Genomic DNA, 15717 nt, shown 5'->3' with positions numbered 1-15717 from the left:
GGTCCGAAACGGCGGCCTTGGCATACTGATCCCGATTGCTAAACGTTGCGCGCATGATGGAACGGCTTGAATCCTGGAAACTCGGTCTCGAACGCCTGCGGTCGGCACAGCCGGCCGACTGGGCCGAGGCGGGCCGGGTCGTGGCCGAGATCGCGCGGATGAGCACGGACGCCACGCTGCGGCAGGCCGCCGAGCAGGCGCTTCCGGTGCTGCGCCAGGCGGTGCTCAATGATGATCACAGCATCACGCTGGCGGCCCAGCGCCGCCTCGGTGTGGTGCTCGAAGTCATCCACGGTCTGACCGCGCCGCGCTTCGGCCGCCGCAATGCGATGCCGAAGAAGCTTTCCAGCGAGGATCGCGCCCGCAAGATGCTGGGCCTGCCTCTCGCGGTGCAGCTCACCTGCGACGACATCAACCAGGCCTACCGCCGTGCCGCCAAGGGCATGCATCCCGATCACGGCGGCAGCGCGCAAGCGTTCATCGACCTCGCCGCCGCGCGCGATGTCCTGATTCATCCCGGCGCGCACAAGGACGCGTAGGCAGCGCGTCAGCTCTTGTTCACACAGCTCGGATAGGGCGCGGCTTCTCCCGCTACGATCGGGCAGAGCGCGATCGGGTTGAGATCGTTCAGGCGCCTCTGCCAGCGTTCGTCCCTGACCGGCGGCTCGTCGGTCTCGGGGCCGCGCTCGGCCCACTGGATGGTGTAATAGTCGGTGGTCCCCTTCAGCGTGATCAGCAGCGCGGTCTCGCTGTGCCGGGTCGGGCCGCTGTCGATGCGGCCGCAGCCGACCACGGCGGCGAAAGCCTCGAAGCGGCCGAACGTCATGGCGCCGAGCAACTGCGCCGCATAGCTGTCGGGGCAGGCCGATCTGAAGCCGCTGGCGATTGCGCCCGCGAGATTCTCGGGCGTTGCATCCGGCATCAGCGTCATGCCCTTCTCGCCTGTGACCGTGATCATCTGGGTCCACTGTTCGGGCGTCTCGCCCTTGAGCGCGGCTTCACGGATGTAGTGGCCGCCCTTGGTGTTCTCGAACACCACCGCGAAATTCGACGGCATCGTGAAGCTGACGAGCTGCCCGAAGATGGGTGAGATCACGCGGAAGGATTGCGGCGCTTGCGCCTGCACCGTCGAGACGAGTGACAACGCGAAGATGACTGCCGTCGTGGTGAACGTGCGCATCGATTGATCCCGCAGGAACTGAATAGAAACGCGAACGGGCAAGGATGCTAGCATCGCATCCTTGCCCGGCCCTTGTCGTCCGCCGATCGAATCTTACCAGCTGCAGTGGCCGGCCTTCAGCGCATTGTCTTTCACCGCGAGCGCATCGAGGAAGGTCGGCACGGTCGCGCTGGCGCGGTGATAGCCGGCCGGCCACGGCGTGGTCGGGATGCTCTCGTCCCAGATCTGGCAGAAGCCGGTGTCCTGCCAGCGGATCAGATGATAGCTGGCTTCGGCAGGGCTCGCGGCGACGAAGGCAGTGACGGCAAGACCCGCAGCAGCGCACAGCATGGAAATACGACGCATGATCAGCTCCTCAAATGAAAGATGTGATGCGCCTCCCGATAATGATGGGGAGGAGTGGCGCGGGGCGCTTCTTGGCATGCGCCCCGGACAAGATGTGAGTAGTTCCGCGTGCTGATGAGGTTCAAAGCGCGGACGCCGGAAATGCGCGCATGCGCTGAAAAAGGGGGCCGTCCGCAAAAAGAGGAAGGGCGGATCGCTTCGTGCGACCCGCCCTTTTGAATGCGATATGTGGCCTCGAACCTAGAGCGTGCAGCGGCGCTCGGCACGCATCTTGATCTGCAGGTCGGAGGCGGCCTGGAAGGTCGGGACCGGCTTGCTGACGACCTTGTAGGTCGACACGCCCCACTGGAATGGCTTGTACTTCAGCTCCTCGTTCCAGACCTGGCAGATGCCGGTGTTGTCCCAGCGGATCACGTAGTAGCTGGGCGCCGCGGACGCGGGCACGGCGAACACGGAACTTGCGATGCCGGCAACGGCACAAAGGGCGAGAACGCGACGCATGAAATATCTCCTTGTGGGGGAAGTGTGACCCGAAAATTCGTGCGGTAAAAGCCTTTGCTTGGCAAGCCGGGGAGGTGCCGTTTCACGGACATGTCAGGCGATGCAGGGCACTTGGTTTGGCCGCGTGCCCGGCAAGCCACACGTGCTCATTTCGCGAGCGACGCCACCGCCTCGATCTCGATCAGCATCTTCGGATCGGGCAGCGCCTGCACCACGCAGGTGGTGCGCGCCGGGTAGGGCGGCGGGCCGAAGGCGCCGGCATAGAGTGCGTTCATGGCGGCAACGTCCGAGGCGCGGGTCAGGAGCACGTTGACCTTGGCGAGGTCGCGGAAGGTCGCCCCGGCCCCGTCCAGCACGCGGTGGATGTTGACGACGACATTGGCGAACTGCGCCTCGAAGCCGTCGGGCAGCGCGCCATTGGCGTCGAAGCCGGGAATGCCCGAGACGAACAGGAGGTCGCCGACGCGCGTCGCAAAGGACAGCGGCGGCGCCTTGACGTGCGGCGGGGCGGCGAAATGCTGGATCGGCATGGCATCACCTCATCGGCGTGTCGGGAGCAGGAGCGTAGCGGGATGCGGGCGCGTTGCAATCGGGATTGGGAGGGGGCGAAAACAAAAACTGCGAAAACAACCCCATGCACAGTAGGGATCGAACCGAAATCATTGAGCTCTTTCGAATTCTGGAAAAGAGAAATAATCGGTTGCGGCGTCGGGCAAAACAGGGGCAGAATGGCATGGTGGAGAGATTGCCGGAGCGCGGTGGTTCGCCTCTCCCGGCTTGCCGCCGCTGGCAGGAGAGGCCGGAATGCATCCACCTCGTCATTGCGAGGGTGGCGAAGCAATCCAGATTGGCCGCGCGGAAGGATTCTGGATTGCTTCGCGGAGCCTGTCATCGGGCCGTGCTTCGCGCGGACCCGGTGGCTCGCAATGACGGAGAATGAGGACCTTCCGCGAATGGCCGCCGCCGTATTGGCGGAAACGCCCTGCCATCATGTTGCGGCCGCGATCGATCGGATAGATTGACCGCGTCTGATTCGTTTCCCTTCCCAAAAAATAGCCCCCGGAGCTCCTCATGAAGATCGCATCCACGTTCCGCGCCGCGCTGGTCGCCCTTGCCGCGCTCGCCGGCCTCTCGACCTCGGCGCTGGCCGATAGCGGCACCGTGGTGCTGACGATCTACAAGGCGGGCTGGATCATCGGCGGCTCGGGCGGCTCGGGCGTGCTGAACTTCCGCGGCCGCTCCTATGGGCTCTCGACCGGCGGGCTCGACTACGGCCTCGTGTTCGGCGGCTCGAAGACCGTGCTGCGCGGCCGCGTCTCCAACATCAACCGTCCCTCGGACGTTGCCGGCGTCTACGGTGCCGCCGGCGCGGGCCTTGCGGTCGGCGCCGGCGCGCGGGCCATCGTGCTCACCAACCAGAAGGGCGCCGTGCTGGAGCTATCCGGCACGCAGGTCGGCCTGATGGCGAATGCGGATCTCAGCGGTCTCGCGATCACGATGCGATAAAGTTCGCTGCCTCCACATCGTCATTGCGAGGAGCACTTGCGACGAAGCAATCCAGGCCGTGTCGCGGGAAGATTCTGGATTGCTTCGCTTCGCTCGCAATGGCGGAAAGAGCTACTTTCCGCTCACCATCGCATGGATCCGCTCGCAATGCGCGACGAGGTTCGCGTGTGCTTCGACGAAGGCCTTCAGCGGCGTCGGGATCGGAAAGTAGTAGATGTTGGCGACGAAACCGTAGATGCCGGCATCGACGCTGGTCGGCGCCGCGCCGTGGACGAAGCCTGTGGCCGGCACGATCTCGGCCAGTACCTGCAAGTCCGCCAGTCCTCGCGCATAGGCCTGCTCCGGCGTGTAGCGGCCGATGCCCTGGTAATGATAGCGCTGGGCGTTATACGCTTTCGCCTTCTCGAACCCTTCGGCACTCACTTGCGGATGCTGCGCGATAAAACCGTCACGGAACGCCGGATAGAAGCGCTCGTCCTTCCAGCGCGAATACGACATCACCCAGTAGAGATCGTCGAGCATGCGCGTGACGAGATGGTTGGTCCGGTGCTGCTCCGCTGACAGCGCCGTATCGATGGTCAGACGATATTTGGCGATGACATGCGCGATGATGGTCTCGCTGTCGCCGACGGTCTCGCCGTCGTCGACGATGTAGGGCAGCTGTCCGCGCGGCGCAGCGGAGGCATCGAAGATGTGCTCGTGCACGAACGGCACGCCCGCGAGCTTGAGGAAGGCGTAGACCTTGAGGCCGTAGCCATTGTTGTCGGCGACGCCGAAGAGTTCGGGGTAAGAGTAGAGGGTCAGCATGGGCGGCTCCCCTGTCGTGGCGAGGGCCAGCATGCAGGGGCGGGGTGGTGGATGCAATGGGCTGGCGGAGTTCGCCAAACTCTCCCGGTCATTGCGAGGAGCTCTTGCGACGAAGCAATCCAGACTTTCTCCGCGGAAGGATTCTGGATTGCTTCGCTTCGCTCGCAATGACGGCGGGCACGCTGTCGTCCCGGCCCAGTGCGCAATTGCGCACGGGGGGCCGGGAACGGCCGAACGCGGGGCGCTGCTGCTACGAACGCGACGCCGCCTGAAATACCGCAAGCTGCGCCTCGAACGCGCGCCGGAACGCCGGCCGCGCCTCGCCGCGGGCGACATAGGCGGCGATGTCGGGATACTCGTCCAAGAGGCCGGACGTGTTCAGCCGGCGCAGCACGGTCACCATCATGAGATCGCCGGCGCTGAACGCGCCGTTGAGCCAGTCGGCACCAGCGAGGCGCCGTGACAATTCGCCGAGCCTGGTGCGAACGCGATCCTGAAGCATCGGCAGCCGCTCGGCGTACCAGTCCCTGTCGCGCTCGAACAGCATCGCCATGCCGAGCTCGACGATCGGCGGCTCCAGCGTGTTCAGCGCGGCAAACATCCACGCGATCGCGCGGCTTCTCGCGTTCGCGTCCGTCGGCAGCAGTCCGGCATGACGCTCGGCGATGTGCAGCACGATCGCGCCGGTTTCGAACAGCGCGAGATCGCCGTCCTCATAGGTCGGGATCTGCCCGAACGGATGCAGCGCAAGATGCGCCGGCTGCTTCATCGCCGCGAAGGAGACGAGGCGGACGTCATAGGGCTGGCCGACCTCCTCCAGCGCCCAGCGCACGCGCATGTCACGTGCCTGCCCGCGGCCGCGGTCGGGCGAGTTTTCGAAGGCGGTGATGATGGGCATCGGGGGCTCCGGGGTGGTTGCGGTTTGTCCAGAGGACGAATGGGCGGGGCGGGGGCCGACAGCCTACCCACGTCTTGTTTTGGCGGCGCGCTGTTGCCCAACCCACGGTGTCGTCCTGGCGAAGGCCAGGACCCATACCGCGGAATCTATCGGGTGTGGACGGTTGAAGTACCGAACCACGAGTCTTCGCCAAATTTTTCCCTGGGGTAATGGGTCCTGGCTTTCGCCAGGACGACGACCGAGTTTGCGGCGCTGTCGCTAGCCGCCCTGTGCAGCAATCCACTTCGCCAACTCCCGCCACGGCTCCAGCGTCCAGCTCCCCGACGCAGCACCGGACGGCGAGGGCAGCACAAAAATCTCCGGCCAGTTTGCATCGCGCGCCTGCCGCCCCAGCGCAATCGCAGCTGACGGCCTGCCATAAAACAAGCTCGCCGCCTTCTTGCTCGTGAACGCAATCGTCCGCGGCCGGTACTTCTCGATCTTCGCCCTGAATCCCGGCACATCAATCGTCTCCGCCGCGATCTGGTGATCCATCCCGGCGCCCGTCTTGGAGAGATCGGTGAAGCCGATTCCGAGCGCGATGAGCTCTGCGAACTCGCCCGGCTGATAGCGCCGCGGCGTGATCCCGGCCTCATGGATCGCGCGCCAGAAGCGGTTGCCGGGATGGGCGTAGTAGTGCCCGAGCTCGGCCGAGCGCGTCGAGGCGGCGGTGCCGACGAAGACGAGGCGGAGGTCGGGACGGAGCTGGTCGGGGAGGCGGTGAATGGTGTTGGACATCGTCGATGGGACTATTTGCTTGCTTCTTTCCTGAATCTGCCGTCGGTATTGTCAGGGGTGTGTGGGCGCCGTGCGCCTCAGGCCGGTTGAGGGAAGAATGCAAGACCAGTTTGAGTGGCCCGAGCCCGAACACGAAGCCGACAAGGTCATTTTGCGCAACGTCCGCAACCACGGCTGCCATATCACAGGCATACCCGACGCCAACCCGCCGTTTGCATTTTCAATCGGCCTGTATCTGAACTACGGCCACCCCGAACTCATCATCTTCGGCCAGAGCGCCCAAAACGCGCAGGCCATCATCAACCTCATCCGCGACCGCGCTGCTGCGGGGCATAAATTCGTCGACGGCGATATCTCCGACGACATGCTGGAAAACGGCTACAAACTCGGCTTCTGGCAGGTGCCGCTCGGCATCTATCGCCAATATCTTGGCACGGCGATCTGGTTTTACCAGAAGTCGCGGTTCGCATTCGCGTGTCTCCAAGTCATCTGGCAAGACGTCAATAGGCGTTTCCCCTGGGAGGCGGAATGCTCGCCCGCTGTCAAAAAGGATCAGCCGCTGTTGAAGAAAATGGTTTCTTGAAGGGATGCCTCGCAAAAAAAAGCCGGGCATTTTGCCCGGCCTCTCAACGTTCGGATGGATGCCCGGGTCAAGCCCGGGCATGACGAGCGGAGCACGAGTCCCTCACAACACCCGATTGCTCTCCTTCACTTTCTCCGCATCCAGATACAGGCTCTCGCCCATCTCCTTGAACTTCGCGCTCATCTTCGCCATGCCGTCCTCGGCCGTTCCGCTGATTGACATGCCCACGCTGTTCGGATCGTTCAGCGTCGCCGCGTAATCCCGTACGTCCTGCGTGATCTTCATCGAGCAGAACTTTGGTCCGCACATCGAGCAGAAATGGGCGACCTTGTGGGCTTCCTTCGGCAGGGTCTCGTCGTGGAAGCTCTTGGCGGTGTCCGGATCGAGGCCGAGGTTGAACTGGTCGGTCCAGCGGAATTCGAAGCGGGCACGGGAGAGGGCGTCGTCGCGCAGTTGCGCGGCGGGGTGGCCCTTGGCGAGGTCGGCAGCGTGGGCGGCGATCTTGTAGGTGATGACGCCGGTCTTGACGTCGTTGCGGTCGGGCAGCCCAAGATGCTCCTTCGGCGTGACGTAGCAGAGCATGGCGCAGCCGAACCAGCCGATCATGGCAGCGCCGATGCCCGAGGTGATGTGGTCATAGCCCGGCGCGATGTCGGTGGTCAGCGGTCCAAGCGTGTAGAACGGCGCCTCGCCGCATTCCTTGAGCTGCTTGTCCATGTTGATCTTGATCTTGTGCATCGGCACGTGGCCGGGGCCCTCGATCATGACCTGGCAGCCCTTGTCCCACGCGATTTTTGTCAGTTCGCCGAGCGTTTCGAGTTCGGCAAACTGTGCGCGGTCGTTGGCGTCGGCGATCGAGCCCGGACGCAATCCGTCACCCAACGAGAAGGAGACGTCATACTTGCGCATGAGGTCGCAGATCTCGTCGAAATGCGTGTAGAGGAAGCTCTCCTTGTGATGCGCGAGACACCACTTCGCCATGATCGAGCCGCCGCGGCTGACGATGCCGGTGACGCGGCTGGCGGTGAGGTGGATGTATTGCAGGCGCACGCCGGCATGGATGGTGAAATAGTCGACGCCCTGCTCGCACTGCTCGATCAGCGTGTCCTTGTAGAGCTCCCAGGTCAGCTTGACCGGATCGCCATTGCACTTCTCGAGCGCCTGGTAGATCGGCACAGTGCCGATCGGCACCGGCGAGTTGCGCAAAATCCACTCGCGCGTGGTGTGGATGTTGCGGCCGGTCGAGAGGTCCATCACGGTGTCGGCGCCCCAGCGGATCGCCCACACCATCTTCTCGACCTCTTCCTCGACCGACGAGGTCACCGCCGAGTTGCCGATATTGGCGTTGATCTTGGTCAGGAAGTTGCGGCCGATGATCATCGGCTCGAGCTCGGAGTGGTTGATGTTGGAGGGGATGATGGCGCGGCCGCGCGCGATCTCGTCGCGCACGAACTCCGGGGTGATGAAGGCAGGCACGGAGGCGCCAAAACTCTCGCCGTCGGCAAGCGCTGCTTCGGCGCGCTCGAGCTGCTGCTTGCGACCAAGATTTTCGCGCGCGGCGACGTAGATCATCTCCTTGGTGACGATTCCGGCGCGGGCGAATTCGAGCTGCGTGATCTTGTGGCCGTCGAGGCCGCGCAGCGGCTTGTGATAGGCCGAGAAGGCGCGCGCGGCCTTGTCGGTGGAGAGGTTGCCATTGTCCTCCGGCTTGATCTGCCGGCCCTCATATTCCTCGACGCCGCCGCGCTCCAGCACCCATTGCTTGCGGTTGCGGGCAAGGCCGGCGTTGACGTCGATGGTGACGGACGGATCGGTGTAGGGGCCGGAGGTGTCGTACACCGGCAGGTTCGGCTCGCCGGCGCCTTCGGAGAGGATGATCTCGCGCAGCGGCACGCGCAGATCGGGCGCGGCTTCGGGCGATGCGAAGATCTTTCGCGAAGAGGGCAGCGGGCCGGTGGTGACGGCGGGAACGGTCTGTTGCGGGTTGGAGCGGATGTTCATGGGATCCTCCGGTTTAATTCTGCTGTGCGTGCGTTTGAGCGACGGCGGTGAATTCTTGCTCCGTCATTGCGAGCGTAGCGAAGCAATCCAGAAATGCGTCCGCGGACGCAGTCTGGATTGCTTCGTCGCAAGTGCTCCTCGCAATGACGGGCGGAGATAGTTTCGGTCATGCCGCCTCCTTTGACTCGCCGAGCCACTGCCGTACCCGGGCATCGGGATCGGCGTTCTGGGTGACGTCGGAAACCACGGCGATGGAATCGGCGCCGGCGGCAAAGATCTCCGCGGCGTGCTCGAACTTGATGCCGCCGATCGCGACCAGCGGGATGCTGCCGATGCGCTTTTTCCATTCCGTGATTTTTGGAATGCCCTGCGGCTCGAAGCGCATCGACTTCAAGGTGGTGAAGAAGATCGGGCCGAGCGCGACGTAATCGGGCTTTGCGGCGAGTGCGGTTTCAAGCTCGGCGTCGTCATGGGTGGAGACGCCGAGGAGGAGGCCGGCCTCGCGGATGGCTTTCAGGTCCGCATCCGCCAGATCCTCCTGGCCGAGATGCAGATATTTTGCGCCGGCGACGATGGCTGCGCGCCAATAGTCGTTGACCACCAGCTTGGCTTGCGTGTCCTTGGTGATCGCGAGCGCGTCGGTGACGATCTGCAGCGCGTCGGCGTCGTTGAGCTCCTTCGTGCGCAGCTGGATGGTGCCGACGCCGAGCTTGGTCAGTCGCTCGACCCAGTTGAGGCTGTCGACGACGGGATAGAAGCGATCAGGATACGGCATGCCAGAACGGGGTCCCAACGACAGGGGTGGAGGGGGAGGCGAAGTCGCGCGCATTCATCAGCCCGGCCTCGAAGGCGGTGCGGCCGGCATCACAGCCGAGGCGGAAGGCGTTCGCCATCGCGACGGGATCGGCGGCTTTTGCGATGGCCGTGTTGAGCAGCACGGCGTCATAGCCGAGCTCGAGCGCCTGCGCGGCGTGGCTGGGCGCACCAATGCCGGCGTCAACCACCAGCGTGATATCGGGCAGGCGCTCGCGCAGGAGCTTGAGCGCATCGCGGTTGGTGATGCCCTTGGCGCTGCCGATGGGGGCGGCCCACGGCATCACGACCTTGCAGCCGGCATCGACCAGGCGGTTCGCGACCGAGAGATCTTCCGTGCAATAGGGGAACACCTCAAAGCCGTCCTTGATCAGGATGCTTGCTGCCTCGACCAGGCCGACGACGTCGGGCTGCAGCGTGTCGTTGTCGGCGATGACTTCGAGCTTGATCCAGGACGTTCCGAACAGCTCGCGCGCGAGCTTTGCGGTGGTCACGGCTTCGCGGACGGTGCGGCAGCCGGCGGTGTTCGGCAGCACGGTGACGTCGAGCTCGCGGATCAGCTTCCAGAACGCGTCGCCGGTCTTGCCGCCGGCGGATTCGCGCCGCAGCGACACCGTGACGATGTTCGAGCCGGAGGCGCGGATCGCCTCCTGCATGATCGCCGGCGACGGATAGAGCGCGCTGCCGATGAGCAGGCGCGAGGCGAAGGATTTGCCGTAGAAGGTCACCATCGGGAAGGTGTCTCCTTGAATTCAGTGCGCTCCCTCGCCCCGCTTGCGGGGAGAGGGTTGGGGTGAGGGGGAGCCTCCGCGGGGACGGTGAGAGTTGGACTCGCGGAGGGTCCCCCTCACCCGGAATTTGCTTTGCAAATTCCGGCCTCTCCCCGCAGGCGGGGAGAGGCGAAGGAAGGCGATAGCTTCGGTCATCATCCTCACCCTCCCTGCCGCGGCGTGATGATCTCGATCTCGTCGCCGGCTTTCAGGCTCGTCTCGGCCCAGCGGCTCTTCGGCACGACGTCGTAGTTCAGAGCGATGGCGAAATGGGTGCCTTCGTAGTCGAGCTCGCTCAGCAGCGCATCGACGCTGGCTGAAGCCACCTCGCGCTGCTCGCCGTTCACGATCACGCGCATTGCATCACCTCATTGTCGATCTGGCCGCGCTGGACATAGGCAAGCGTCAGCTCGGCGAGCGCCGGCGCGATCAGGAAGCCGTGGCGGTAGAGGCCGTTGACGGCGATGGTCGCGCCGCGGACGCCGATGCGCGGCAAATTGTCGGGGTAGGCCGGACGAAGACCCGAGCCGAATTCGACGATGCGGGCTTCGCCGAACGCGGGATGCACCGCATAGGCCGCGCCCAAGAGCTCCAGCGCCGAGCGGACGCTGACTCCGGTGTCCTCGGCCTCGATCGAGGTCGCGCCCAGCATGAACAGGTTCTGCTCGCGCGGGATCACATAGAGCGGCCAGCGCGGATGGATCAGCCGCACCGGGCGCGACAGCTGCACCTCGTCCGTCTCGATCAGGATCATCTCGCCCTTGACGCCGCGCAAGTCAGGTTGCTCCTCGCGCGCGGAAAGGCCGCGGCAGTCGATCACGATGCCCCTGGGATGAAGGTTTGCGAGATCGGCGGCAGTCACATCGCTGTCGAACTTGATGGTGCCGCCGGCAGCCTTGATGCGCTCATGCAGCTTCGGCAGCACGCGGCGCGGCTCGACATGGCCCTCGGTCGGGAAGAACAGCGCATCGCGGAAACGCCCCTCCAGCGACGGTTCGAGCTCGGCGAGGCCAGCGGCATCGAGCCGGCGATGGCCTTCAGTCATTTTGGCAAAGCGCTCGAAATCGTTGCGCTCGCGCGGATGGGCGACGACGAGGGAGCCGTTGAAGGGGGTGTCAGGCAGCTCGCGCCGCCAGATGTCGAGCGAGCGCAGGCCCAGCCTGGAGATGATGGGTTCGGCGACCTCGGCCTCGCAATACGGCGCCAGCATGCCGCCGGCCCAGTGGCTGGTCGAGTCGGTCATGGTGGCGTCACCGCGCTCGTGTAGGGTCACGGTGTGGCCGGCCTGGGCGAACAACAGGGCCTGCCAGGCCCCGGCAATGCCTGCGCCGATGATGGATACCGGGGAATCCGGTCGCTTGATCGTCTGCAACATCCCTGTCCCTTCGCCGGCATGACCCGGATCAGGTTCAAAGGGTCACCGCGGTCCTGGGCGTTATTGCCCATTTAGCGGTATCTCAGCTCCTCCTCGGAGCACCCCTCGGAACGGGTCTAATGTATGCCAGGGAGGCGGGGTGGTCAACGCATCAGCCACAGGGCAGTCATTCCGGGATGGTGCGAAGCACCAGGCCCGGAATCTCGAGATTCTCAGGTGCGCAATTGCGCACCGGAGTTCAGTCCCGCGGACTGCCCCGGAATGACAGCGATTAGTGTGGAACCTGCGCCCGCGCGTTGCGGACGCCTTGCGCCAGCTTCCTGTGCGGAACGTTGCCGAACATCGGCTGCGGGTTGCCGTTGGGCTCCAACCAGGTCTCGTTGCTGGCCTGCTGCACCATCTCCTGCCGCTGCCGCTTTGCAGCGTAGTAATAGCCGCCCGCGAAATAACGCACAGCTCGGGCGTGATCGCCATTGGCGGCGCGATAGGCGCCGGCGAGGTATTTGACCGCATAGGTGAGATTGGTGTTGGGATCGCGCAGGCCGGCGGCATCGCCGGTGTAGCCGACGCCACGCGCGGTCGCGAGCTTGATCTGCATCAGCCCGATGGTGCCGCCGCGGCCGACGAGGCCGGGCTGATAGCGGCTCTCGCGCATGATGACGCGATGCACCAGCGCCTCCGGCACGCCGTTGGCGCGGGCATGCATCGCGACCATCTCGGCGTATTCGGCTTCGCCGGCATTCGCCGCTTGCGTCATCATCAGCCCCGCCGCAGCAAGCGCGGCAATACGCAAAATTCTCATCGAAATATTCCTCGGCAGAACGGACCTGCACCCTCGCGGGTTAGGCCGTGGGAACACGGCGATGATGTGGCGAAATGCCACCAGCGGCGATTTTCGCCGCGCCGTCGCTTTTACGACTTAAACATGGGTTAAGTCTGGGGCTGGTGGAGCGCCTTACGCGACAGCGGGTCTGTCCATTCGCGCATTCGCCCAAAATCGCTGATCGAAACAGCACTCGGGAGGACGTCCATGACCCCAGCAGACATTGACGACATCCCCATGCAGAACCCCTGCGCACAATGCGGCACGCCGATCCCGTTCCCGGACTGGATCGAGCCGGGCGAGGGCCGTGTTTCCTATCTCTGGAAGTGCCAGGCCTGCGGCTACCGCTTCGAGGCGGTCGCGATCTTCGATGAGCACGCGATCCAGCATCCCCCGCTCGCGGCCTGACTTGCTGGCGCAGGAGCGCATGATCTCGTCGGAAAACCGCTACGCACTTTGCGCTAACGCGGCCCTTCGGGTCCGGATCATGCGCTAGGCCGCCAGCCGCGGCGCCTGCAACACCGGCAATTGCATCCGCACGATCAGGCCGTGCGGCTCGCGGTCGTGCAGCGACAGCTCGCCGCCATGGGCGAGCGCGATCGCGCGCGCGATCGACAGGCCGAGGCCGAAGCCGGTGGACTCGTCCATGGTGCGCGCGTCGTCGCCGCGCACGAACGGCTCCAGCATCTCCTGCTTGCGTGCATCCGAAATGCCGGGGCCGTCATCCTCGACGTCGATGACGAGCCTGCTGCCCGAGATGTCGAGGCGGAGCGTGACCTCGGCGCCGAAGCGCACCGCGTTCTCGACGAGATTGGTGACGCCGCGATGCAGATCGTCGGGCCGCGCGGCGGCGGTCGCCGACACCGGCCCCACATAGTGCACGACGTGGCCCATGTCGCCGAACTGGTCGGCGACGAGCTGCAGCGTGCTGGCGATGTCGACCAGCGTCACCGCCTCGATCTTGCGGTCGTTGCGCAAGAGCGAGAGCACGCTTTCCAGCATCGAGCGCATCTGGTCGAGATCCATCAGCATGCGCTTGCGGTTGCCCTCGTCCTCGATGAACTCGGCGCGCAGGCGCAGCCGCGTGATCGGCGTGCGCAGATCGTGGCTGATGGCGGCCAGCATCCGCGTTCGGTCCGACATCAGCCCTGCGATCCGCTCGTGCATGCGGTTGAGCGCGCGGGCCACCGAGCGGATCTCTTCCGGCCCGCGCTCGGGCAGCGGCTCCGCCCCGCCGTCCAGGCTGAAATTCTCGGCGGCCCTGGCGAAGGACGACAGCGGCGCAGCCAGCGCGCGCGCCGCCCAGAGGCCGAGCACGGTGACGCAGATGAAGGCGGTCATCAGCGTCATCAGCCACGGCGCGCCCCAGAACCAGGGCCGCGGGCCGCCGCCCTCGACACGGCCGGCGATCATACTGCCGTCGGGCAATTCGACGCCGACGCGGTGCGCGGAGCCATGGGGGGCGAGCCGCACCACCTTGTAGCCGCGTCCGAGATGCCGGCGCATGCCGCGCAGATGCTGGTTGTCGCTCCCCTCGACGACTTCAGCCGTGCCCGGCGCAAACATCTCGATGCCGAGCTTGGGAAAGGCGCGGGCGAGATCGGCGATGAGGCGCGGCCGCTCGGCGGGCTCCGCAGAGCCGAGCAGCAGCGCGGCATCGGTCAGCTGGTGCGCGCCGTCCGGCGGCGTCTCCGCACGGTCCGGCCGGCTGACCAGGAAAGCGATGGTGACGACGAGATGGAGCGCGACGGTCGAGGCCAGCACCAGCGCGGCAATCTGCCCGCCGATACCCCTGAGATGAAAGAACCCGAACGGCTTCATCGTCGGCATCCCCCTCAGTTGCTCAGGGGCGCCGCGACCGCTTCAGGGCTTGCTACCTCGGTTCTTGGCGTGAACAGATAGCCGCCGGAGCGCACCGTCTTGATGATGGTGGGATCGGCCGGGTTGGGCTCGATCTTGCGGCGGATGCGGCTGACCAGCACGTCGATGGAGCGCTCGAACGAGCCGGTGTTGCGCCCCTGCGTGAGGTCGAGCAGGCTGTCGCGCGACAGCACGCGGCCGGGCCGCTCGCAGAAGGTGCGGAGCAGGTCGAACTCGGCGCTGGTCACCGCAACGCGCGCGCCTTCGGGATTGCGCAGCTCGCGCAGGCGCAGATCAATCCGCCAGCCCTCGAAGGCGAGCGTGCCCGCGCCTTCGATCGAGCTTGCCGCCCGCGCTGCAGTCTGGCGGCGCAGCACTGCGTTGATGCGGGCGAGCAGCTCGCGCGGGTTGAAGGGTTTCGGCAGATAATCGTCCGCGCCCATCTCGAGGCCGACGATGCGGTCGATGTCCTCGCCGCGCGCGGTCAGCATGATGATCGGCGTCTGCGCCTCCGCGCGTACCTTGCGGCAGAGGCTGAGGCCGTCCTCACCCGGCAGCATGACGTCGAGGATGATGAGGTCGACGCGGTGATCGGCCATGGCGCGCGACATCTCGCGGCCGTCGCTCACGGCGGTGACGTTGCAGGCGTTGTTGCGCAGGTACTTCGCAATCAACGTCCGCGTTTCGCGGTCGTCCTCAACGACCAGGATGTTGGGATTGGAGGTGGCCATGCGCTTTGTTTGTCCAAGATTCGGGCCAAATGGCGAAGATTTTTGTTTCCGATTGTTTCCGCGGCCTTGGCCGCAACGTGGGGACATGCCGGGCAGGGACGCGGCAAGATCTCGTTAACGCCGTTAACCATACCGTGGCGAGGTCACACAGGAAACCACGCAAAACCCACGGAGCCATCATGACCTCGATTTCGGCGGTCTCCGCCGGTCACCACCAGTCGCCGCTGCAGCGGCTGCAGGAGGAATTGCAATCGGAAGTTTCCGACGGCGCGATCTCGTCGTCGGACCAGTCCGCGCTCTCCACCGCGCTGACCGACATCGACACCGCGCTCCAGCAGAGCCGGTCGAGCGACCAGTCGAGCGTCGCGCGTCCCTCCAGGGACGACATCAAGTCAAAGATCGACGATCTCATCTCCAGCGAGGTGTCGAATGGGACGCTGACCTCGGACCAGGCCGAAAAGCTGAAGGGTGTATTTCAATCCGCCTTCGCGAAGGGTCCCGGCGGTGCAGGCGGTCCCCCGCCGGACGATAGCTCTTCGGATTCATCGTCGACGGACCAGACGAGCGGCAGCTCGAGGGACCAGACCACCGCCAAGATCCTCCAGCAGTTCCTGCAGGCGCTGCAGCAGTCGCAATCGTCGAGCGCGTCCTACGGCGCCGACGGCAGCTCGTTCAGCAGCCCGAGTTTCTCCGCGCTCCTGATCGACTTCCAGAGCTGACCCCGAGCGACGCGGGTCGGCGTTCCCC

General features: G+C 65.1%; 20 protein-coding genes and 1 riboswitch. Of the genes, 5 read left to right on the top strand and 15 right to left on the bottom strand.

Annotated features, from left to right (window positions below; translation table 11 throughout):
• Nucleotides 1-53 precede the first annotated feature (53 nt).
• Nucleotides 54-539 (top strand): molecular chaperone DnaJ, encoded by a 486-nt coding sequence (locus tag A5906_RS34200; RefSeq protein WP_080139511.1) that lies wholly within the window; start codon nt 54-56, stop codon nt 537-539.
• 8 nt (nt 540-547) lie between these two features.
• Here the strand turns inward: A5906_RS34200 and A5906_RS34195 are convergent, their stop codons facing one another.
• The 4 genes from A5906_RS34195 to A5906_RS34180 form a co-directional block, all read right to left on the bottom strand.
• On the bottom strand, nt 548-1180 hold the full coding sequence (locus A5906_RS34195; RefSeq protein WP_080139510.1) for a hypothetical protein: 633 nt from the start codon (nt 1178-1180) through the stop codon (nt 548-550).
• A 93-nt stretch (nt 1181-1273) separates the two neighbouring features.
• Nucleotides 1274-1525: a hypothetical protein gene (locus A5906_RS34190; protein WP_080139509.1), complete on the bottom strand. Its 252-nt coding sequence runs from the start codon at nt 1523-1525 to the stop codon at nt 1274-1276.
• A gap of 240 nt (nt 1526-1765) precedes the next feature.
• Complete coding sequence (locus A5906_RS34185; protein WP_080139508.1) at nt 1766-2026, bottom strand: hypothetical protein; 261 nt, start codon at nt 2024-2026, stop codon at nt 1766-1768.
• 146 nt (nt 2027-2172) lie between these two features.
• The gene (locus tag A5906_RS34180; protein ID WP_080139507.1) at nt 2173-2556 is read right to left on the bottom strand and encodes a RidA family protein; all 384 of its coding nucleotides are present in this window, start codon (nt 2554-2556) and stop codon (nt 2173-2175) included.
• Nucleotides 2557-3097: 541 nt separating this feature from the next.
• Between A5906_RS34180 and A5906_RS34175 the strand changes: the two genes are divergently transcribed.
• The gene (locus A5906_RS34175) at nt 3098-3532 is read left to right on the top strand and encodes a hypothetical protein (RefSeq protein WP_080139506.1); all 435 of its coding nucleotides are present in this window, start codon (nt 3098-3100) and stop codon (nt 3530-3532) included.
• Nucleotides 3533-3643: 111 nt separating this feature from the next.
• Here A5906_RS34175 and A5906_RS34170 read toward each other — a convergent pair whose 3' ends face one another.
• The 3 genes from A5906_RS34170 to A5906_RS34160 all read right to left on the bottom strand — a co-directional run bounded on the left by A5906_RS34170 (nt 3644) and on the right by A5906_RS34160 (nt 6014).
• Nucleotides 3644-4339, bottom strand: a complete 696-nt coding sequence (locus A5906_RS34170) for a glutathione S-transferase family protein (protein WP_080139544.1) — start codon at nt 4337-4339, stop codon at nt 3644-3646.
• A gap of 250 nt (nt 4340-4589) precedes the next feature.
• Entirely contained in the window at nt 4590-5237 is a 648-nt protein-coding gene (locus A5906_RS34165) for a glutathione S-transferase family protein (protein ID WP_080139505.1), read from the bottom strand.
• 258 nt (nt 5238-5495) lie between these two features.
• A complete protein-coding gene (locus A5906_RS34160) occupies nt 5496-6014 on the bottom strand; it encodes a mismatch-specific DNA-glycosylase (RefSeq protein ID WP_080139504.1) in 519 nt (172 codons plus the stop codon).
• A gap of 97 nt (nt 6015-6111) precedes the next feature.
• On the opposite strand from A5906_RS34160, the gene A5906_RS34155 reads away from it, so the two are divergent.
• Nucleotides 6112-6597, top strand: a complete 486-nt coding sequence (locus A5906_RS34155; protein WP_080139503.1) for a DUF4262 domain-containing protein — start codon at nt 6112-6114, stop codon at nt 6595-6597.
• Between the two features lie 102 nt (nt 6598-6699).
• Here the strand turns inward: A5906_RS34155 and thiC are convergent, their stop codons facing one another.
• The 6 genes from thiC to A5906_RS34125 all read right to left on the bottom strand — a co-directional run bounded on the left by thiC (nt 6700) and on the right by A5906_RS34125 (nt 12358).
• Nucleotides 6700-8598, bottom strand: a complete 1899-nt coding sequence (gene thiC / locus A5906_RS34150) for a phosphomethylpyrimidine synthase ThiC (protein ID WP_080139502.1) — start codon at nt 8596-8598, stop codon at nt 6700-6702.
• Between the two features lie 166 nt (nt 8599-8764).
• On the bottom strand, nt 8765-9373 hold the full coding sequence (locus A5906_RS34145) for a thiamine phosphate synthase (RefSeq protein ID WP_080139501.1): 609 nt from the start codon (nt 9371-9373) through the stop codon (nt 8765-8767).
• Nucleotides 9360-10142, bottom strand: coding sequence for a thiazole synthase (locus A5906_RS34140; protein WP_080139500.1), 783 nt, complete (start codon nt 10140-10142; stop codon nt 9360-9362). Before A5906_RS34140 ends, A5906_RS34145 begins: the two co-directional genes overlap by 14 nt.
• A gap of 200 nt (nt 10143-10342) precedes the next feature.
• Nucleotides 10343-10540: a sulfur carrier protein ThiS gene (thiS, locus tag A5906_RS34135; protein ID WP_080139499.1), complete on the bottom strand. Its 198-nt coding sequence runs from the start codon at nt 10538-10540 to the stop codon at nt 10343-10345.
• A complete protein-coding gene (locus A5906_RS34130) occupies nt 10531-11556 on the bottom strand; it encodes an FAD-dependent oxidoreductase (RefSeq protein WP_080139498.1) in 1026 nt (341 codons plus the stop codon). Before A5906_RS34130 ends, thiS begins: the two co-directional genes overlap by 10 nt.
• A riboswitch (TPP riboswitch) is annotated at nt 11544-11672 on the bottom strand. (Overlaps the previous gene by 13 nt.)
• A 155-nt stretch (nt 11673-11827) precedes the next feature.
• Complete coding sequence (locus tag A5906_RS34125; protein WP_080139497.1) at nt 11828-12358, bottom strand: lytic transglycosylase domain-containing protein; 531 nt, start codon at nt 12356-12358, stop codon at nt 11828-11830.
• Between the two features lie 228 nt (nt 12359-12586).
• Here A5906_RS34125 and A5906_RS34120 point away from each other — a divergent pair, with 228 nt between their 5' ends.
• A complete protein-coding gene (locus A5906_RS34120; protein WP_080139496.1) occupies nt 12587-12787 on the top strand; it encodes a hypothetical protein in 201 nt (66 codons plus the stop codon).
• A gap of 84 nt (nt 12788-12871) precedes the next feature.
• Here the strand turns inward: A5906_RS34120 and A5906_RS34115 are convergent, their stop codons facing one another.
• Together A5906_RS34115 and A5906_RS34110 are read right to left on the bottom strand one after the other, a co-directional pair.
• Entirely contained in the window at nt 12872-14200 is a 1329-nt protein-coding gene (locus tag A5906_RS34115) for an ATP-binding protein (protein ID WP_080139543.1), read from the bottom strand.
• 14 nt (nt 14201-14214) lie between these two features.
• Complete coding sequence (locus A5906_RS34110) at nt 14215-14970, bottom strand: response regulator (RefSeq protein ID WP_080139495.1); 756 nt, start codon at nt 14968-14970, stop codon at nt 14215-14217.
• A 179-nt stretch (nt 14971-15149) separates the two neighbouring features.
• Here A5906_RS34110 and A5906_RS34105 point away from each other — a divergent pair, with 179 nt between their 5' ends.
• Nucleotides 15150-15689 (top strand): hypothetical protein, encoded by a 540-nt coding sequence (locus tag A5906_RS34105; protein ID WP_080139494.1) that lies wholly within the window; start codon nt 15150-15152, stop codon nt 15687-15689.
• The last annotated feature ends 28 nt before the right edge of the window (nt 15690-15717 follow it).

Source organism: Bradyrhizobium sacchari (assembly GCF_002068095.1).
GTDB classification, from domain to species: Bacteria; Pseudomonadota; Alphaproteobacteria; order Rhizobiales; family Xanthobacteraceae; genus Bradyrhizobium; species Bradyrhizobium sacchari.
Note: the sequence above shows the minus strand (reverse complement) of the source record. Positions and strands in the feature narration are given on the sequence as shown.